Origin of the sequence: Citrobacter sp. S55_ASV_140, assembly GCF_018919505.1 — a bacterium.
GTDB classification, from domain to species: Bacteria; Pseudomonadota; Gammaproteobacteria; order Enterobacterales; family Enterobacteriaceae; genus Citrobacter; species Citrobacter werkmanii.
The window spans coordinates 1-17,926 of sequence record NZ_JAHLQZ010000038.1; the positions used below are offsets into that span (position 1 = coordinate 1).

At 56.0% G+C, this 17,926-nt stretch carries 18 protein-coding genes and 1 riboswitch; of the genes, 10 read left to right on the forward strand and 8 right to left on the reverse strand.

Annotated elements, in window-relative coordinates; translation table 11 throughout:
* Window positions 1-319: 319 nt before the first annotated feature.
* Together purH and purD are read left to right on the forward strand one after the other, a co-directional pair.
* A complete protein-coding gene (purH, locus tag KQJ18_RS08640) occupies window positions 320-1,909 on the forward strand; it encodes a bifunctional phosphoribosylaminoimidazolecarboxamide formyltransferase/IMP cyclohydrolase (RefSeq protein WP_216421833.1) in 1,590 nt (529 codons plus the stop codon).
* A gap of 15 nt (window positions 1,910-1,924) precedes the next feature.
* Window positions 1,925-3,214, forward strand: a complete 1,290-nt coding sequence (purD, locus tag KQJ18_RS08645; protein WP_204525550.1) for a phosphoribosylamine--glycine ligase — start codon at window positions 1,925-1,927, stop codon at window positions 3,212-3,214.
* On the opposite strand, the gene zraR is transcribed toward purD, so the two are convergent.
* Complete coding sequence (gene zraR / locus KQJ18_RS08650) at window positions 3,211-4,536, reverse strand: sigma-54-dependent response regulator transcription factor ZraR (RefSeq protein WP_204525549.1); 1,326 nt, start codon at window positions 4,534-4,536, stop codon at window positions 3,211-3,213. The two genes, purD and zraR, sit on opposite strands and share 4 nt — an antisense overlap.
* A gap of 5 nt (window positions 4,537-4,541) precedes the next feature.
* Window positions 4,542-5,927 carry a two-component system sensor histidine kinase ZraS gene (gene zraS, locus KQJ18_RS08655; RefSeq protein ID WP_204525548.1) on the reverse strand — a complete coding sequence of 462 codons (1,386 nt, stop codon included), beginning with the start codon at window positions 5,925-5,927 and terminating at the stop codon, window positions 4,542-4,544.
* A gap of 254 nt (window positions 5,928-6,181) precedes the next feature.
* On the opposite strand from zraS, the gene zraP reads away from it, so the two are divergent.
* Window positions 6,182-6,625, forward strand: a complete 444-nt coding sequence (zraP, locus tag KQJ18_RS08660; RefSeq protein ID WP_085049790.1) for a zinc resistance sensor/chaperone ZraP — start codon at window positions 6,182-6,184, stop codon at window positions 6,623-6,625.
* Between the two features lie 74 nt (window positions 6,626-6,699).
* On the opposite strand, the gene KQJ18_RS08665 is transcribed toward zraP, so the two are convergent.
* From KQJ18_RS08665 to nudC, 6 genes are all read right to left on the reverse strand, one after another.
* Window positions 6,700-7,392: a DUF1481 domain-containing protein gene (locus KQJ18_RS08665; RefSeq protein WP_204525714.1), complete on the reverse strand. Its 693-nt coding sequence runs from the start codon at window positions 7,390-7,392 to the stop codon at window positions 6,700-6,702.
* 11 nt (window positions 7,393-7,403) lie between these two features.
* Window positions 7,404-7,676, reverse strand: coding sequence for a nucleoid-associated protein HU-alpha (gene hupA / locus KQJ18_RS08670; protein WP_001044509.1), 273 nt, complete (start codon window positions 7,674-7,676; stop codon window positions 7,404-7,406).
* A 186-nt stretch (window positions 7,677-7,862) separates the two neighbouring features.
* Window positions 7,863-8,453: a YjaG family protein gene (locus KQJ18_RS08675; protein ID WP_042314221.1), complete on the reverse strand. Its 591-nt coding sequence runs from the start codon at window positions 8,451-8,453 to the stop codon at window positions 7,863-7,865.
* A 33-nt stretch (window positions 8,454-8,486) separates the two neighbouring features.
* Window positions 8,487-9,167 carry a deoxyribonuclease V gene (gene nfi, locus KQJ18_RS08680; RefSeq protein WP_087856987.1) on the reverse strand — a complete coding sequence of 227 codons (681 nt, stop codon included), beginning with the start codon at window positions 9,165-9,167 and terminating at the stop codon, window positions 8,487-8,489.
* A 9-nt stretch (window positions 9,168-9,176) separates the two neighbouring features.
* The gene (hemE, locus tag KQJ18_RS08685) at window positions 9,177-10,241 is read right to left on the reverse strand and encodes a uroporphyrinogen decarboxylase (RefSeq protein ID WP_042314226.1); all 1,065 of its coding nucleotides are present in this window, start codon (window positions 10,239-10,241) and stop codon (window positions 9,177-9,179) included.
* Window positions 10,242-10,292: 51 nt separating this feature from the next.
* Entirely contained in the window at window positions 10,293-11,066 is a 774-nt protein-coding gene (gene nudC / locus KQJ18_RS08690; RefSeq protein ID WP_038636141.1) for an NAD(+) diphosphatase, read from the reverse strand.
* A gap of 99 nt (window positions 11,067-11,165) precedes the next feature.
* On the opposite strand from nudC, the gene KQJ18_RS08695 reads away from it, so the two are divergent.
* The 7 genes from KQJ18_RS08695 to thiH all read left to right on the forward strand — a co-directional run bounded on the left by KQJ18_RS08695 (window position 11,166) and on the right by thiH (window position 17,370).
* The gene (locus KQJ18_RS08695) at window positions 11,166-11,645 is read left to right on the forward strand and encodes an Rsd/AlgQ family anti-sigma factor (RefSeq protein ID WP_032940921.1); all 480 of its coding nucleotides are present in this window, start codon (window positions 11,166-11,168) and stop codon (window positions 11,643-11,645) included.
* Between the two features lie 51 nt (window positions 11,646-11,696).
* Window positions 11,697-11,922, forward strand: a riboswitch (TPP riboswitch).
* Between the two features lie 80 nt (window positions 11,923-12,002).
* A complete protein-coding gene (gene thiC, locus KQJ18_RS08700) occupies window positions 12,003-13,901 on the forward strand; it encodes a phosphomethylpyrimidine synthase ThiC (protein WP_038636137.1) in 1,899 nt (632 codons plus the stop codon).
* Window positions 13,901-14,536, forward strand: a complete 636-nt coding sequence (gene thiE, locus KQJ18_RS08705; protein ID WP_085049791.1) for a thiamine phosphate synthase — start codon at window positions 13,901-13,903, stop codon at window positions 14,534-14,536. Before thiC ends, thiE begins: the two co-directional genes overlap by 1 nt.
* The gene (locus tag KQJ18_RS08710; RefSeq protein WP_064546548.1) at window positions 14,529-15,287 is read left to right on the forward strand and encodes a HesA/MoeB/ThiF family protein; all 759 of its coding nucleotides are present in this window, start codon (window positions 14,529-14,531) and stop codon (window positions 15,285-15,287) included. The genes thiE and KQJ18_RS08710 overlap by 8 nt, the downstream gene beginning before the upstream one ends.
* Window positions 15,268-15,468, forward strand: coding sequence for a sulfur carrier protein ThiS (thiS, locus tag KQJ18_RS08715; protein WP_001166833.1), 201 nt, complete (start codon window positions 15,268-15,270; stop codon window positions 15,466-15,468). The genes KQJ18_RS08710 and thiS overlap by 20 nt, the downstream gene beginning before the upstream one ends.
* Window position 15,469: 1 nt before the next feature.
* Entirely contained in the window at window positions 15,470-16,240 is a 771-nt protein-coding gene (thiG, locus tag KQJ18_RS08720; RefSeq protein ID WP_045344040.1) for a thiazole synthase, read from the forward strand.
* Window positions 16,237-17,370, forward strand: coding sequence for a 2-iminoacetate synthase ThiH (gene thiH, locus KQJ18_RS08725; protein WP_204525547.1), 1,134 nt, complete (start codon window positions 16,237-16,239; stop codon window positions 17,368-17,370). The genes thiG and thiH overlap by 4 nt, the downstream gene beginning before the upstream one ends.
* The last annotated feature ends 556 nt before the right edge of the window (window positions 17,371-17,926 follow it).

The following is a 17,926-nucleotide window of genomic DNA, read 5'->3' on the forward strand; positions in this document are numbered from 1 at the left end:
TCCTTCAGCCCGCAACCCCTAAATGACAGAAAAATGACTGACTGCTGCATTCCACAGCAAAACCCCGCCTTATACCCATTTACGCACAGAGTTATCCACAAAAATAAGATTCTATTGCGATCATCACTTCGATTCATCCCTCATCTATACAACTGAAATAGTCGAATTAAAGGAAAGAGAAAAATTCGCGAGCGTTGCGCAAACGTTTTCGTTACAATGCCACCGCACAACAAGGATGCCCCGTGAGGGGCGTTAGCTGAGTTTTTAGCCAAGAATTCACCTAACGCTCTCTGTAATAGTCAAATCCAGGGGATTTACCATGCAACAACGTCGTCCAGTCCGCCGCGCTCTGCTCAGTGTTTCTGACAAGGCCGGTATCATCGAATTCGCTCAGGCACTTTCCGCACGCGGTGTGGAGCTGCTGTCTACGGGGGGCACCGCCCGCCTGTTAGCAGAAAAAGGCCTGGCAGTGACCGAAGTTTCCGATTACACCGGTTTCCCGGAAATGATGGATGGACGCGTGAAGACCCTGCATCCCAAAGTACACGGCGGCATCCTCGGCCGTCGCGGCCAGGACGATGCGATCATGGAACAGCATCACATCGCCCCTATCGATATGGTGGTCGTTAACCTGTACCCCTTCGCCGAAACCGTAGCCCGTGAAGGCTGCTCGCTGGAAGATGCGGTAGAGAACATTGATATCGGCGGCCCGACCATGGTGCGCTCCGCCGCGAAGAACCATAAAGACGTCGCCATCGTGGTGAAGAGCAGTGACTACGACGCCATTATTAAAGAGATGGATGCTAATGAAGGCTCTCTGACTCTCGACACCCGTTTCGATCTCGCGATTAAAGCTTTCGAACACACCGCCGCCTACGACAGCATGATTGCCAACTACTTCGGCAGCATGGTTCCGGCCTACCACGGTGAAAGCAAAGAAGCCGCCGGTCGCTTCCCGCGTACGCTGAACCTGAACTTCATTAAGAAGCAGGATATGCGCTACGGCGAGAACAGCCACCAGCAGGCTGCCTTCTATATAGAAGAGAATGTGAAAGAAGCATCCGTTGCCACTGCACAACAGGTGCAGGGCAAAGCCCTCTCTTATAACAACATCGCTGATACCGACGCAGCGCTGGAGTGCGTGAAAGAGTTCAACGAGCCGGCCTGCGTGATCGTCAAGCACGCCAACCCGTGCGGCGTGGCGGTAAGCACCTCAATTCTCGATGCTTATGACCGTGCGTATAAAACCGACCCAACTTCCGCATTCGGCGGCATTATCGCCTTCAACCGCGAGCTGGATGCCGAAACCGCGCAGGCGATTATCTCCCGCCAGTTCGTGGAAGTGATCATCGCCCCGTCCGCGACCGAAGAAGCGCTGAAGATCACTGCCGCTAAACAGAACGTTCGCGTCCTGACCTGCGGCCAGTGGGCACAGCGTGTGCCGGGTCTGGACTTCAAACGCGTTAACGGCGGCCTGCTGGTTCAGGACCGCGACCTGGGTATGGTAGGCGAAGGCGAACTGCGCGTGGTGTCTAAACGCCAGCCGACCGAGCAAGAGCTGCGTGACGCGCTGTTCTGCTGGAAGGTAGCCAAGTTTGTGAAGTCCAACGCTATTGTGTATGCCAAAGAGAACATGACCATCGGCATAGGCGCAGGCCAGATGAGCCGTGTCTACTCCGCGAAAATCGCCGGGATTAAAGCGGCTGACGAAGGTCTGGAAGTGAAAGGCTCCGCGATGGCCTCCGACGCCTTCTTCCCGTTCCGTGACGGTATTGATGCCGCTGCCGCCGTGGGCGTGAGCTGTGTGATCCAGCCTGGCGGTTCTATCCGTGATGATGAAGTCATTGCCGCTGCCGATGAACACGGTATCGCGATGATCTTTACCGACATGCGCCACTTCCGCCATTAATCCACGGAGCAGACGATGAAAGTATTAGTGATTGGCAACGGCGGGCGCGAGCACGCGCTGGCGTGGAAAGCGGCGCAGTCGCCGCTGGTTGATACCGTTTTTGTCGCACCGGGCAACGCGGGCACCGCGCTGGAACCCGCGCTGCAAAACGTGGCTATCGGCGTAACCGATATCCCGGCGCTACTGAGCTTTGCCCAGAACGAGAAGATTGACCTGACCATCGTTGGCCCGGAAGCGCCGCTGGTGATTGGCGTGGTCGATGCGTTTCGCGCCGCAGGTCTGAAGATCTTTGGCCCAACCGAAGGCGCCGCACAGTTGGAAGGCTCCAAAGCCTTCACCAAAGATTTCCTCGCCCGTCATCAGATTCCGACGGCGGAGTATCAGAACTTTACCGAGGTTGAGCCAGCGCTGGCTTACCTGCGCGAGAAAGGCGCACCGATCGTCATCAAAGCCGACGGTCTGGCCGCCGGTAAAGGCGTTATCGTCGCGATGACGCTTGAAGAAGCGGAAGCCGCCGTGCAGGACATGCTGGCGGGTAACGCCTTTGGCGATGCAGGCCACCGCATCGTGATTGAAGAGTTCCTAGACGGTGAAGAAGCGAGCTTTATCGTGATGGTCGACGGCGAACACGTGCTGCCGATGGCCACCAGCCAGGACCACAAACGCGTGGGCAACGGCGATACCGGCCCGAACACCGGCGGGATGGGGGCTTACTCCCCGGCGCCGGTAGTCACTGATGAAGTGCACCAGCGCACCATGGAACGCATCATCTGGCCAACCGTGAAAGGCATGGCGGCGGAAGGGAATACCTACACCGGCTTCCTGTATGCGGGCCTGATGATCGACAAGCAGGGCAACCCGAAGGTAATCGAATTCAACTGTCGCTTTGGCGATCCGGAAACCCAGCCGATCATGCTGCGCATGAAGTCGGATCTGGTGGATCTGTGCCTGGCCGCCTGCGACGGCAAGCTGGATGAGAAAACCTCCGAGTGGGACGAACGCGCTTCATTAGGCGTGGTGATCGCCGCGGGCGGTTATCCGGGCAGCTACAGCACCGGCGACGAGATCCACGGTCTGCCGCTGGAAGAAGTGGCTGACGGTAAGGTTTTCCACGCGGGCACCAAACTCGGCGATGACGACCGCGTGTTGACCAGCGGCGGCCGTGTACTGTGCGCCACCGCGCTGGGCCACACCGTCGCCGAAGCGCAGAAACGCGCTTACGCCCTGATGACCGACATCCGCTGGGACGGTAGCTTCAGCCGTAACGACATCGGCTGGCGCGCCATCGAACGCGAACAGCGCTAACGCGAAATTTTCGCCAGCAGCGTTTTACGCGTAATGCCTAACTGACGGGCGGCTTCCGTTTTGTTGCCGCCCGTTTTTTCCAGCGCCGCCAGAATGACCTCTTTCTCCACTTCCACCAGCGGCTGGATCTCGCCACTGTATTCCGTTTTTATTAGCGTCGCGGCAATAGCCAGCGGCAGCTCGCGCTCGGTAATATACTCGCCCGTCAGCAGCACCACCGCCCGCTCCACCGCGTTCTCCAGCTCGCGGATATTCCCCGGCCAGTCGTAATGGATAAGCAGATCCATCGCCTGCGGCGTAAAGCCTTTCACCGCTTTGCGGTTACGCGCGGCAAAACGCTGGAGAAAATGTTCGGCCAGCAGCGGGATATCTTCCCGACGTTGACATAATGCGGGCATTTCTATGGTGACCACGTTCAGACGGTAGTAGAGATCCTGGCGAAAACGTCCGGCACTGACCTCCTCGGCCAGATTGCGGTGCGTGGCGGCGATCAGCCGGACATCAACATCAATTGTCTGGTTACTGCCAACCCGTTGCACCTCTCGCTCCTGGATAGCCCGCAGCAGACGCACCTGCATCAGCGGTGAGATATCGCCAATTTCATCAAGAAATAACGTGCCGCCGTCCGCTTCCACAAAGCGCCCTTCCCGCCGTTTATCCGCCCCGGTAAACGCCCCTTTCTCGTGGCCAAAAAGTTCGGACTCCAGCAGCGACTCATTCAGCGCCGCGCAGTTCAGCGTCACCAGCGGCTTATCACTGCGCGCGCTGCTGGCGTGTAGCGCGCGGGCAACCAGCTCTTTCCCTGTCCCGGAATCTCCGTGGATAAGCACCGTGGCGTCCGAGGGCGCTACCATCGCAATTTCATTGAGCAACTGCTGCATCGCCGGACTTCTGCCAATCATGCCAAACTGCGCAGCCGACGCTGACAACACTTCAGCGCTCGTATCCCGCGTATGCGCCAGCGCTTTTTCCAGTGTTTCCTGCAAACGGTCAAAATCCAGCGGTTTGATTAAGTAGTCCAGCGCCCCGGTTTTCAGCGCCTCTACGGCGGTCTCCACGCTGGAGAAAGCCGTCATAATCAGTACCGGAATGGCTGGATTCAGGGCTTTAATCTCTTTTAGCGTTGCGATACCGTCCATCTCCGCCATGCGAACATCACACAGCACCAGATCAAATACGCGTTCACGCACCTGTTCCAGCGCCGCTCGCCCGCTATAAGCCAGTGCGACGTCATAACCCCAGCCACGCAGCAGCGCCTGTAAAATAGTGCAGTGGCTGATATCGTCATCCACTACCAGAATATCGATTTTTCCGCGCGTCATCCTTGTTAATCCTGTCGTTTCGCTTTCGTCGGGAGCCAGAGAGTAAAGACCGTACCTTTGCCCTCAATACTTGCCACCTGGATAGTGCCGCCGTGCTGTTCGATAATGTTCTGCACTACCGCCAGTCCCAGACCAGTACCATCAGCTTTGGTCGTGTAGTAAGGCGTAAAAATGGCCTCCAGCTGTTCCGGCGCAATCCCCTTCCCGCTATCGGTCACCACGATTTTAACGCGATCGCCGCTGCTTACACTCGCTTCAACCGTAATCGTGCCCTGACGGACTATTGCATGAATGGCGTTCAGATAAAGATTCAGCAGAACCTGGGTGAGCCGATCGGGATCGGCCTCAATGGCAGGCAGCGTGGCATTGGCCGCAAATCGTAGCTGGATGTCCCGGCTTGCCGCATCCTGACTCACCAGGTGGAGTGAATGAGTGATGACCTGGTTGAGATCCACGTGTTGTAGCGTCAGATGCGCGGGTTTCACCAGTTCCAGCAGTTCGCTCACCACCCGATTTAAACGGTCCGCCTCTTTCGCCATCACCTGCGCCAGCTCGTGAGACTCACCGCCTGCCGGTGTTCGTTCGGCAAAATATTTTGCTAAACCTTTGATGGATGAAAGTGGGTTACGAATCTCATGTGCAACGCCTGCCGCCAGATGCCCGAGCGCCATCAGTTTTTCTTTGCGCTTCATCGCATCCTGTAGTTCTTTATACGAGCGCTGATAGCGCTGATACCAGAAGTACGTCAGCACGGTTGCCAGCAGCACTGCCGCCAGCGCAGACAAAACAATCAGCGTATTTCGCCACTCTCTGGCCTGAGTCGCGGCCAGGTCGCTGGCATCGAAAGCGATAAAAATGGTCTGCGTTGGGGTGATAAGCTGCCCGTCATTGCTGGCGCAACGCGCCATGCCATGGCGTCCGGGCCCATACATCGGCTGGAACTGGCGATAAATTTCCAGAGCCGGCGTTGTTTCCCCCTCACCCATTGGAATCTCAATTTTCCGCCAGCGTTCTTGTTCCCCGGGGTGTAGCTGCTGCAGGACATCGGGCGAATAAAGTGATTTACCCACCATCGCCGAATTGCTGTGAGTAATAATGACGCCATGCTCATCGACGACGGCAAACCATAATACACCCGGTTGTACGGCCATTTCCTCCAGCAGCGTCTGCTGCTGGGCATGATGCATGCGCATCCCCATGCCCACACGGGTGCCGGACTCCAGGGCGCGAATCAACACACTGCCTTTTTCCAGGAGCGTTTGTCTGGCGGCATCACTTTCCCGACCATAGTCCCGTATGGTCATAATCGAAAACCAGCCGACCAACATCAGGATTGCCGCCAGCAAGAGTCTGCTCAACCACTTTGCCACCGTGTCCTTATAAAGACGCATACGTTCTCCCTTTACCCACCGTTTCCTTTCTTCGTTGCCGGTATACAGCAGAAATCATGCCATTTTTTCTTCCTGAGAACCCTGCCCTCAGACACAAAGTAGCGGGTAAAAATGACCCACAGGCGAATTCTGGCGAGTCATTTTTACTCGCTTTCCTACCGAGACGGCGAGAACAACCTCCGCAAAGCCTGGATTGCCGCTTTGGCACAGAAGATGCAAAAGGGAATATAAGCTAACCAACAGGAGAACGAACAATGAAACGGAACAACAAACTGGCGCTGATTGCACTCTCTCTTATCGCTCTGGGCTCCACCCCCGCGCTGGCGCAACATCATTGGGGATATGGGGATGGTATGCAGCAACGGGGCGGCATACCAATGACCACCGAGCAGCAGGCTACCGCGCAGAAAATTTATGATGATTACTACTCCCAGACCAGCGCGTTACGCCAACAGTTGGTCTCCAAACGTTATGAGTACAACGCCTTGTTAACAGCCAGTTCGCCAGACACGGCAAAAATTAATGCCGTGGCAAAAGAAATGGAGGCTCTGAATCAGTCTCTGGATGAGCAGCGCGTTAAGCGTGATGTCGCGCTGGCGCAGGCAGGTGTGCCACGTGGTGCCGGAATGGGCTACGGCGGATGCGGCGGTGGCGGTAACTATCGCGGTGGCGGTCATATGGGAATGGGACACTGGTAAAGGACTTAATGCCTGATCGCGCTACGCTAATCGGACTACGGATGGATAAGACGCATGTGCGTCGCCATCCGGCGTTAAAATGTTTTCTCTTTCGGCTGCCAGTGACAAAAATCTTCATTGGCGACCAGCAGTAGTTGCGATCCTTCGGGCGCTTCCAGCCATGCCACGCTCACCTCTACGGATGCATGGCGCTGGCGGCGCTCAATATGGTTTATCGCCCACGATTCCAGATCGGGCTTTAGCGTTTCACCTTCACAGGTCGTCACCGTGTTATTCGCATGCCAGCGTCCCTGACGCAATATCACCCGTCCCTGACGCAGCGCATCGCTGGTCTGGCGGATTTGATCGGCGCGATAGCGGTAAAGCGCGATTTGATCGCTGGAAAGCTGTTGTTTTTGCCCGTCGACTTCACGCTGCATGAAACTCAGTTCGCCCCGGTCATCGAAGCGTATCCGAACATGTTCCGACGGTTTACTGTATACGTTGAGTTCTATCAGAGAGAGCGAATCACCCTGCCAGCGGTATTCACTGGTGGTGGTATCGCCTTTACGCCACGGACTAAATACCGAGAGCAAGTGAACATCGTCGCTGGAATCTTTACGCCAGATGCGTACCGCCCCCTGATCGCCAACATAGCCGCTGGCCGTGAAGGGAGGAAGCTCAGAATGGCTACCACAGGCTGACAGTAACAGAACACCTGAAAGCCAAAGCGAATGACGCCAGATGGACAAAAGGGGCGAAACCGCCCCTTCGATAAAACTGTTCACTGCCACGCGAATTACTTAACCGCGTCTTTCAGTGCTTTACCAGAAACAAATGCCGGTACGTTAGCTGCGGCGATTTTGATTTCTTTACCGGTCTGCGGGTTGCGGCCAGTGCGCTCAGCACGGTGGTTCACTTTGAAGGTACCGAAACCAACCAGTTGTACAGCATCGCCTTCTTTCAGAGACTCAGTAATAGCAGCCAGAGTGGATTCCAGAGCAGCTTTAGCCTGTGTTTTAGACAGTTCTGCTTTGTCTGCAATTACATCAATCAGTTGAGTCTTGTTCATAAGTTATCCTTACAATGTGTTTATCGCTTGCTAAGCATCGAGTGCGACGGAAATGCCAGAAAAGCACTCTCCTGCATACACGCACCGATAGCCACTTTTTTTCGCCCCCCAAATGTAGACCAGACCGGGGGCGGATGGGAAGCCTTCAGGCACGACAAATCAGGCGTTAAATCACGTTTTATGGTGTCATTGCTGAAAATTTATACCAATATTGCTCTCACCAGCCTCGCGCAGGTCTGCACGAAGCCCTTTTATCAGCTCAATATCGCGTTCTTCACAGTCGGCTAAAAGTCGGAAAATTTCCCACTGAATATCCCATTCTTGCTCAACGGCAGGGTTCTCTTTCAGCTCTTCATCGGTCATTTCGCGACCAGCCTGGGTCATTTCCAGCATCGCAACCGTCGTAATCGATGCCTTGCTGACCTCAATCGCATGCTCCAGCGTTTCACCGCTAAGACGAGAATGCATCAGTTCGCTTAATGCCACGCAGGCATCAATCGCCGGATAAACGCCGTACAGATCGTAATCATCCGCAGAAGGAATGGCCTCTTCAAACTTTTCCAACTGGCTGTCGAAATTGATTTTCGCGTCTTTTACCGTCAGCGTTTCCCAAATTAAATCTAAAATTCGGCGATAAATCTGCCCATCGCCAAATTCAGTTTGCTTGCAGAACATGGCGTAGTTTGGGTACATGCGCTCACAGAGGCAGGCCATAAACGTGACGTGCTGCCAGCTTTCCAGCTTCTCCAGACGCAGGTGAATCGGGTTTTGTAACATGATGAGTTCTCAAATACAGAAATTAGCCGCAGTTTACCCGATATGGGGCGTTTTTGCTGCAAGCCGCGTAAAAGACGGACGTTCTGATGCCACCGCATCCGCCCAGCGGGTCGGTTCCGGCAAACGATAACCGTTCATACAGCACTGCACCCACGCCAGCGCGTTGTCCATACCCACGCGGTGACCCGTAGAGATAAACAACGGATTACAGCGCGCTTTGCTGCGCCAGACCCATGCCAGCTGTTCGCCTTTATCCAGCAGCGGCGCGAGCGCACCGGGTTCGGCAGAGAGCGGCTCAAACTTGCCGCACAGACGTTTTTTCGCCACGCCAATGGTCGGGACATCTACCAGCAGACCAAAATGGCTGGCGACCCCCAGGCGACGTGGGTGGGAAATACCATGCCCGTCGACGAACAGCAGATCCGGTTTTTGCGACAGCTGTTGCCAGGCGGCCATCAGCGCGGGGGTTTCACGAAAGGAGAGAAAGCCGGGAATATACGGCATGGTGGTGGCGACCCGCGCCACCGTGTATTCAACCAGTTCCAGAGAGGGATACTTCAGCAGAACCATCGCGGCCCGCGTCACTTCGCCACCCTGCTCAAACCCGACATCCGCTCCCCCGATCAGATCCGGAGGATCCTTGTCGAGGCGATCCTCGCGGATCACTGAAGAGGCCAGTTCAAGTTGCTGAGCGCGTAGCGACGCGAGATCCATAATGACTCCTTAGCGGTGGTATTGTTCGGACAGCCGATGCACCGCCTCCACAAACACCCCTGCATGTTCCGGCGGTACATCCTGATGGATGCCGTGACCGAGGTTGAAGACGTGGCCTTCACCCTGGCCGAAACCTGCAAGTATAGTCGCTACCTCGTCTTCGATCCGTGCCGGCGGCGCATACAGCATGGATGGATCCATATTGCCCTGCAGCGCCACTTTATGGCCAACGCGACGACGCGCATCGGCGATATCTGTCGTCCAGTCGAGACCTAACGCATCACAGCCGGTTTCCGCCATCGCTTCCAGCCACTGACCGCCGCCTTTGGTAAACAGCGTCACCGGTACGCGACGGCCTTCGTTTTCACGCAGCAGACCATCAACGATTTTATGCATGTAGTACAACGAGAACTGCTGATAGTCGCGCCCGGTCAGCACGCCACCCCAGGTGTCAAAAATCATTACCGATTGCGCGCCCGCTTTAATCTGCGCGTTCAGGTACAGCGTGACGCTCTGCGCCAGCTTATCGAGCAGCAGATGCAGCGCTTTAGGGTCGGCATACATCATCTTTTTAATCACGGTGAAGGCTTTACTGCTGCCGCCTTCCACCATGTAGGTCGCCAGCGTCCACGGGCTGCCGGAGAAACCTATCAGCGGCACCTCGCCCTTCAGCTCACGGCGGATGGTGCGCACCGCGTTCATCACGTAGCCCAGCTCGCCTTCCGGGTCCGGAATCGGCAGTTTTTCAACGTCGGCCTTGCTGGTAATCGGTGAGGTGAAGCGCGGGCCTTCCCCGGCCTCAAAGTACAGCCCAAGCCCCATTGCATCCGGAATAGTCAAAATATCCGAGAAGAGGATCGCCGCATCGAGCTTGTAGCGACGCAGCGGCTGCAGCGTCACTTCGCAGGCCAGCTCGGCGTTTTTGCACAGCGCCATAAAATCGCCCGCCTCGGCGCGCGTGGCTTTATATTCCGGTAGATAGCGGCCCGCCTGGCGCATCATCCATACCGGGGTGACATCAACGGGCTGGCGCAGCAGCGCACGCAGATAACGATCGTTCTTCAGTTCGGTCATTTTTTGCAGTTCCTTATTGCGTCAGTCCCACAGTGTATCACCACTCGTTCTTTACTCGTACTCGGCCCGACACATTGCCACCGTATCTTCGATCAAACGACGCGCGACGGTGCCAGGCGGGGGTAAGAGTGGTAAATCGTCGTAGCGATACCAGTTGGCATTGAGTAGCTCTTTCGGGTCAATGACGATGTCGCCGCTGTCGTACTCTGCCATAAACGCCGTCATCAGCGATTGCGGGAACGGCCACGGCTGCGAGGTCACGTAGCGCAGATTTTTCACCTTGATCCCGCTTTCCTCCATGACTTCGCGCGCCACGGCCTGCTCCAGGGTTTCGCCTACTTCGACAAAACCGGCCAGCACGGTATGCACACCGTTACGATGGCGAACATGCTGGGCAAGGAGGATCGAATCATCGCGGCGAATGGCGACGATAATGCAGGGAGCGATTTGCGGATAATAGCGTTCGCGGCAATGGCTACACAGCATCGCCCATTCGGTTTTGCTCGGGTGCATCGTGTGCCCGCAGTAGCCGCAGAATTTATGCGAGCGGTAGAACTCGGCCAGCTGTACGCCGCGCCCCGCCAACTGAAACAGGCCTACATCCTGGTCGATAACCTGGCGCACCGAACCCATGTCGTGGCGACGCGGCTGCTGCACCAACCAGACCGGATCGCCTTCCCACTCACCTATCTGAAGTGCGCGCTGGCCCGCAAGATCGAAATTTATCGCCTCGCCATAGGGTAATTCCCCAGCAGGCAACCATAATTTTTGTTCGTGGCTCACAATCCACCAGCCGCGATCCCATTTTTCAATTATTCGATCCATATCTCTTGCGCTACCTTTGCTTCACAGGCATGTTATTAACATTATTTTTACAAGATTGACATGAGCAGATTTTAAACTTATCGATACGAGGGTCAACGTATGTTAAACCAGTTAGAACACCTGAAAGAGCGTGTCCATGGGCATCATAAACTGGTCGACCGTTGGCTGAATATTCGTAAGCACCTGCTCGTGGCTTACTACGATCTGGTTGGCCTGAAACCGGGCAAAGAGTCGTTTATGCGCCTCAATGAGAAAGCGCTCGATAATTTTTGCCAGCGTCTGGTCGACTATCTGTCTGCCGGTCACTTCAGTATTTATGAACGCATTATCCATAAAATGGAAGGTGAGAGTCCGCTTTTAAACGCCAGCAAAATCTGGCCGCAGCTGGATGCCAATACCCAACTGATAATGGATTACTATGACTCAACGCTGGAAAACGCCATCGATGAGGATAACGTTCACCAGCTCCAGCAGGCGCTTTCCGATATTGGCGAAGCGCTGGAGGCTCGTTTCCGGCTGGAAGATCAGCTCATCATGCTGGCCTTTAAAACGCTTAGCGAATTCAAACGCCCGGCTTGAGATTTTCCGCATTAACGCGTAGTTTACATTCATTACCTCTAAGATAGAGGTTACTTCTTGTCGGAGTGCTTATTTTCCACAAAAGCATTCGTGATGCGTCAAGGCGGCAAGTCAGTGAATCTCCAGGAGCTTACCTAAGTAAGTGACTGGAGTGAGCGGGCGAAGCCAACAAAGAGGCAGCGCGAAGGATGACGTGGAAAAGGCTGAGACCGTTAATTCGGGATCCGCGGAACCTGATCAGGTTAAAACCTGCGAAGGGAACAAGAGTCAATCTACAGCCGTATCGCCTTGGGCGATCGTCTCTCTTGCTTCATCCGTCGTCTGACAAGCCACGTCCTTACTTTTTTGGAATGAGCTATGTCTGCCACTACTAAACCATCACGCCGCGAACAGCGCGCCCAGGCCCAACACTTTATCGATACTCTGGAAGGTACCGCCTTTCCTGAGTCCAGACGCATCTATATCACCGGTTCGCAGCCGGATATCCGCATCCCGATGCGCGAAATTCAGCTCAGCCCAACGCTGATTGGCGGCAGTAAAGATAACCCGCAGTTTGAGGCGAACGAAGCCGTACCGGTGTACGACACCTCCGGCCCGTATGGCGATCCTGAGGTGGCGATTAACGTCCAGCAGGGTCTGGCGAAACTGCGCCAGCCGTGGATTGACGCACGCAATGATAGCGAAGAATTAGACGACCGTAGCTCGGCTTACACCAAAGAACGTCTGGCCGACGATGGTCTGGACGATCTGCGTTTTACCGGCCTGCTGACGCCGAAACGCGCCAAAGCAGGCAAGCGCGTCACCCAGTTGCATTACGCCCGCCAGGGGATCGTCACTCCCGAAATGGAGTTCATCGCCATCCGTGAAAATATGGGCCGCGAGCGCATTCGCAGTGAAGTGCTGCGCCACCAGCATCCGGGGATGAGCTTCGGCGCACGCCTGCCGGAAAACATCACCCCGGAATTCGTGCGTGATGAAGTGGCTGCGGGCCGCGCGATTATCCCCGCCAACATCAACCACCCGGAATCGGAGCCGATGATCATTGGCCGCAACTTCCTGGTCAAAGTGAATGCCAACATCGGTAACTCGGCGGTCACCTCCTCCATCGAAGAAGAGGTGGAAAAACTGGTCTGGTCGACCCGCTGGGGCGCGGACACGGTAATGGACCTCTCCACCGGCCGCTATATTCATGAAACCCGCGAGTGGATCCTGCGTAACAGCCCGGTACCGATCGGCACCGTGCCGATCTATCAGGCGCTGGAGAAGGTCAACGGGATCGCCGAAGATCTCACCTGGGAAGCGTTCCGCGACACGCTGCTGGAGCAGGCCGAACAAGGCGTCGACTACTTCACCATTCATGCGGGCGTACTGCTGCGCTACGTGCCAATGACCGCCAAACGCCTGACCGGTATTGTCTCGCGCGGCGGTTCAATTATGGCGAAATGGTGTCTCTCCCATCACAAAGAGAACTTCCTGTTCGAACATTTCCGCGAGATTTGCGAAATCTGCGCCGCCTACGACGTTTCCCTGTCGCTGGGCGACGGCCTGCGTCCCGGCTCCATCCAGGACGCCAACGACGAAGCGCAGTTCTCCGAGCTGCATACGCTGGGCGAGCTGACCAAAATCGCCTGGGAATACGACGTGCAGGTGATGATTGAAGGCCCGGGCCACGTGCCGATGCATATGATTCAGCGCAACATGACCGAAGAGCTGGAGAGCTGCCACGAAGCGCCGTTCTACACCTTAGGGCCATTGACGACCGATATCGCGCCGGGCTATGACCACTTCACCTCCGGCATAGGCGCCGCAATGATCGGCTGGTTCGGCTGTGCGATGCTGTGTTACGTGACGCCGAAAGAGCACCTCGGCCTGCCGAACAAAGAAGATGTGAAGCAGGGGCTGATCACCTACAAAATCGCCGCCCACGCCGCGGATTTAGCCAAAGGACATCCGGGCGCGCAGATCCGCGATAACGCCATGTCGAAAGCGCGCTTTGAATTCCGCTGGGAAGATCAGTTTAACCTCGCGCTCGACCCGTTCACCGCCCGCGCTTATCACGATGAAACCCTGCCACAAGAATCCGGCAAGGTCGCCCACTTCTGTTCCATGTGCGGGCCGAAATTCTGCTCGATGAAAATCAGCCAGGAAGTGCGTGATTACGCCGCCGCGCAAACCATTGAAGTGGGGATGGCGGATATGTCGGAAAACTTCCGCGCCAAAGGCGGCGAAATTTATCTCAAACGGGAGGAAGCCTGATGTATCAGCCTGATTTCCCAACCGTACCGTTCCGCCTCGGGCTTTACCCGGTGGTAGACAGCGTTGAATGGATTGAACGTCTGCTGGAGGCGGGCGTGCGCACCATTCAGTTGCGTATCAAAGAGAAACGCGATGAAGAGGTGGAAGCCGACGTTATCGCCGCCATCGCACTGGGGCGTCGTTATGATGCCCGCCTGTTTATTAACGACTACTGGCGGCTGGCGATTAAGCACAACGCCTACGGCGTGCATCTGGGCCAGGAAGACCTCGAAACCACCGACCTGCAGGCCATTCAGGCGGCGGGCTTACGCCTGGGTGTATCCACTCACGATGATATGGAGATTAACGTCGCACTCGCCGCTAAGCCTTCTTATATCGCGCTCGGCCACGTCTTCCCGACGCAAACCAAGCAGATGCCTTCCGCCCCGCAGGGGCTGGCGCAGTTGGCCAGTCATATTGAACGACTGGCGGATTACCCGACCGTCGCGATCGGCGGCATCAGCCTTGAACGCGCCCCGTCGGTGCTGGCGACTGGCGTCGGCAGTATTGCCGTGGTCAGCGCTATTACTCAGGCCGCCGACTGGCGCGCCGCTACCGCGCAGTTACTGGATATTGCGGGAGTTGGCGATGAATGACCGCGATTTTATGCGCTACAGCCGGCAAATCCTGCTCGGCGATATCGCCATTGAAGGCCAGCAAAAGCTGCTCGCGAGTCATGTGCTGATCGTGGGTTTAGGCGGGTTAGGTTCACCTGCCGCGCTGTATCTGGCGGGAGCTGGCATCGGCAAACTGACGCTGGTAGACGACGACGACATTCATCTGAGCAATTTGCAGCGCCAGATTCTATTTACCACCGATGATATCGCACGTTCAAAATCTCAGGTTGCCCGGCAGCGCCTGACACGGCTCAACCCGGATATCGAATTGGTATCACTCCAGCAGCGACTTAAAGGCGATGCGCTCCGGCATACGGTCGCGCGGGCCGATGTAGTGCTCGACTGTACCGATAACATGGCCACGCGCCAGGAAATCAACGCCGCATGCGTAGCGCTCAATATCCCACTCATCACCGCCAGCGCTGTCGGCTTTGGCGGTCAGTTGATGGTGCTCACGCCGCCGTGGGAACAAGGGTGTTACCGCTGCCTGTGGCCGGATGATGTAGAGCCGGAACGCAACTGCCGCACCGCTGGCGTGCTCGGCCCGGTGGTTGGCGTGATGGGTACCTTGCAGGCGCTGGAGGCGATTAAATTACTTAGCGGTATTGAGACGCCGGGCGGGGAGCTACGTCTGTTTGACGGCAAAACCAGCCAGTGGCGCAGCCTCGCGCTGCGTCGCGCCAGCGGCTGTCCGGTATGCGGAGGGCAGCATGCAAATTCAATTCAATGATGAGCCGATGCAGTGCGCCGCAGGGCAAACCGTCAGCGGGCTGCTTATCCAGCTCAACCAGCTCAAACCGGGCGCAGCGTTGGCGCTCAATCAGCAGATCCTGCCGCGCGAGCAGTGGGAACAGCAAATCGTGCAGGAAGGCGACCAGATCCTGCTTTTTCAGGTTATTGCAGGGGGTTGAGATGTTACGTATTGCCGACAAAACGTTTGATTCACATCTGTTCACCGGTACCGGGAAGTTTGCCTCTTCGCAGCTGATGGTCGAGGCGATTCGCGCTTCCGGCAGCCAGTTGGTGACGCTGGCGATGAAGCGCGTGGACCTGCGCCAGCACAACGATGCGATTCTGGCGCCGCTAATTGAAGCGGGCGTCACACTGCTACCCAATACCTCCGGGGCGAAAACCGCCGAAGAGGCGATCTTCGCCGCCCAACTGGCGCGTGAAGCGCTGGGCACCCACTGGCTGAAATTAGAAATCCACCCGGACGCCCGTTGGCTGCTGCCGGATCCAATCGAAACGCTAAAAGCCGCCGAGGCGCTGGTGAAGCAGGGGTTTGTCGTGCTGCCCTACTGCGGCGCGGATCCGGTTTTGTGCAAGCGGCTGGAAGAGGTCGGCTGCGCGGCGGTGATGCCGCTCGGCGCGCCTATCGGCTCTAACCAGGGGCTGGAAACCAAAGCCATGCTGGAGATCATTATCCAGCAGGCCACTGTGCCGGTGGTGGTCGACGCCGGGATCGGCGTGCCCAGCCACGCGGCGCAGGCGCTGGAAATGGGCGCTGATGCGGTGCTGGTCAACACGGCGATTGCCGTGGCGGACGATCCGGTGATGATGGCAACCGCCTTTCGTCTGGCGGTGGAAGCCGGATTACTGGCACGGCAGGCTGTGCCAGGAAGCAAAAGTTCGCAGGCCAGCGCCACCAGCCCGCTCACCGGCTTTCTGGAGGCGTTAGCATGAAAACCTTCACCGACCGCTGGCGGCAACTGGAGTGGGACGACATTCGCCTGCGCATCAACGGTAAAACCGCCGCTGACGTGGAACGCGCGCTTAACGCTCCACAGCTAAGTCGTGACAACCTGATGGCACTGCTCTCCCCCGCCGCCGCCGATTACCTTGAACCACTGGCGCAACGGGCGCAAAGGCTGACTCGCCAGCGCTTCGGCAACACCGTCAGTTTTTACGTGCCGCTTTATCTCTCAAACCTCTGCGCCAATGACTGTACCTACTGCGGTTTTTCTATGAGCAACCGCATCAAACGTAAGACGCTGGACGAGGCAGAAATCGCCCGCGAGTGCGCCGCCATCCGCGAGTTGGGTTTTGAACACCTGCTGCTGGTCACCGGTGAACATCAGAGCAAAGTGGGCATGGACTACTTTCGCCGCCATCTCCCGGCCATTCGCCGTCAGTTCGCCTCGTTACAGATGGAAGTGCAGCCGCTGGCAACCGAGGAGTATGCCGAGCTGAAGAGGCTGGGGCTGGACGGGGTGATGGTGTATCAGGAGAGCTATCATGAAGCGACTTATGCCCATCATCATTTAAAGGGGAAAAAGCAGGATTTCTTCTGGCGGCTGGAAACACCGGACAGGCTGGGCCGCGCTGGAATCGATAAAATCGGTCTTGGCGCGTTGATTGGTTTGTCTGACAGCTGGCGGGTGGATTGTTATATGGTCGCCGAACATCTGCTGTGGATGCAGCAGCATTACTGGCAGAGCCGCTACTCCATCTCCTTTCCTCGTCTGCGCCCATGCACCGGGGGCGTTGAACCCGCATCGATCATGGACGAGCGACAGTTGCTCCAGAGCATTTGCGCGTTTCGTTTACTGACGCCAGAAATTGAGCTGTCGCTCTCCACCCGCGAATCACCCTGGTTTCGTGACCATGTGATCCCACTGGCGATCAATAACGTCAGCGCCTTCTCAAAAACCCAGCCTGGCGGTTATGCCGATAACCATCCAGAGCTGGAGCAGTTTTCCCCGCACGACGACCGTCGCCCTGAAGCCGTTGCTGAAGCACTCATGGCGCGGGGATTACAGCCCGTGTGGAAAGACTGGGACAGCTATCTGGGGCGCGCTACGCAGATGCCGTAAGCCCGGAGCGATCGCATTAAACAAAAGCCCCGACTAGTGCAGTCAGGGCTTTAAGTTACTACAAACTTCAGATTTAACATTAATAAACTTAACGATTTAGTACTGCTGATGGTACTACTTTAAAATGTACAGGTTTACTACAGATAATATTGGATTTTGATACTAACTAAAACTTTCCTCTATTTACCGTTAAACACATTCCACCGGCTTGATAATAAAACTCAAGGCTGGTGACCTAAACAAGTACACTTCCCCTCGCGACATATACTCTTTGATGCGTTGCCTTATTTCCCTTGCGATAACCATAAAAACAGAAATCACAAACACTTACTATTAAATCATGGCGTTACATCGTCGCGTTTTACTAACTTTTTGCGATTAGATAAATCAACTACGTGGCCTGAAAGCATTGTCGAAGTGAAAAAATAGCGTTTTCAGCATCGACTACCCCAAACAAAAAATACTTCGTGGCCTTTATCGCAACCCTCAATAAAGCTTTACTAACACTTACTACGTTAACAGCAAACGACTATTTCCCTGCTGTTAAGCATTAACA

Excerpts from the sequence above, each read along its gene's own strand:
- purH (WP_216421833.1), top strand. The coding sequence starts at position 320 with ATGCAACAACGTCGTCCAGTCCGCCGCGCTCTGCTCAGTGTTTCTGAC.
- purD (WP_204525550.1), top strand. The coding sequence starts at position 1,925 with ATGAAAGTATTAGTGATTGGCAACGGCGGGCGCGAGCACGCGCTGGCG.
- zraR (WP_204525549.1), bottom strand. The coding sequence starts at position 4,536 with ATGACGCGCGGAAAAATCGATATTCTGGTAGTGGATGACGATATCAGC.
- zraS (WP_204525548.1), bottom strand. The coding sequence starts at position 5,927 with ATGCGTCTTTATAAGGACACGGTGGCAAAGTGGTTGAGCAGACTCTTG.
- zraP (WP_085049790.1), top strand. The coding sequence starts at position 6,182 with ATGAAACGGAACAACAAACTGGCGCTGATTGCACTCTCTCTTATCGCT.
- hupA (WP_001044509.1), bottom strand. The coding sequence starts at position 7,676 with ATGAACAAGACTCAACTGATTGATGTAATTGCAGACAAAGCAGAACTG.
- KQJ18_RS08675 (WP_042314221.1), bottom strand. The coding sequence starts at position 8,453 with ATGTTACAAAACCCGATTCACCTGCGTCTGGAGAAGCTGGAAAGCTGG.
- nfi (WP_087856987.1), bottom strand. The coding sequence starts at position 9,167 with ATGGATCTCGCGTCGCTACGCGCTCAGCAACTTGAACTGGCCTCTTCA.
- hemE (WP_042314226.1), bottom strand. The coding sequence starts at position 10,241 with ATGACCGAACTGAAGAACGATCGTTATCTGCGTGCGCTGCTGCGCCAG.
- nudC (WP_038636141.1), bottom strand. The coding sequence starts at position 11,066 with ATGGATCGAATAATTGAAAAATGGGATCGCGGCTGGTGGATTGTGAGC.
- KQJ18_RS08695 (WP_032940921.1), top strand. The coding sequence starts at position 11,166 with ATGTTAAACCAGTTAGAACACCTGAAAGAGCGTGTCCATGGGCATCAT.
- thiC (WP_038636137.1), top strand. The coding sequence starts at position 12,003 with ATGTCTGCCACTACTAAACCATCACGCCGCGAACAGCGCGCCCAGGCC.
- thiE (WP_085049791.1), top strand. The coding sequence starts at position 13,901 with ATGTATCAGCCTGATTTCCCAACCGTACCGTTCCGCCTCGGGCTTTAC.
- KQJ18_RS08710 (WP_064546548.1), top strand. The coding sequence starts at position 14,529 with ATGAATGACCGCGATTTTATGCGCTACAGCCGGCAAATCCTGCTCGGC.
- thiS (WP_001166833.1), top strand. The coding sequence starts at position 15,268 with ATGCAAATTCAATTCAATGATGAGCCGATGCAGTGCGCCGCAGGGCAA.
- thiG (WP_045344040.1), top strand. The coding sequence starts at position 15,470 with ATGTTACGTATTGCCGACAAAACGTTTGATTCACATCTGTTCACCGGT.
- thiH (WP_204525547.1), top strand. The coding sequence starts at position 16,237 with ATGAAAACCTTCACCGACCGCTGGCGGCAACTGGAGTGGGACGACATT.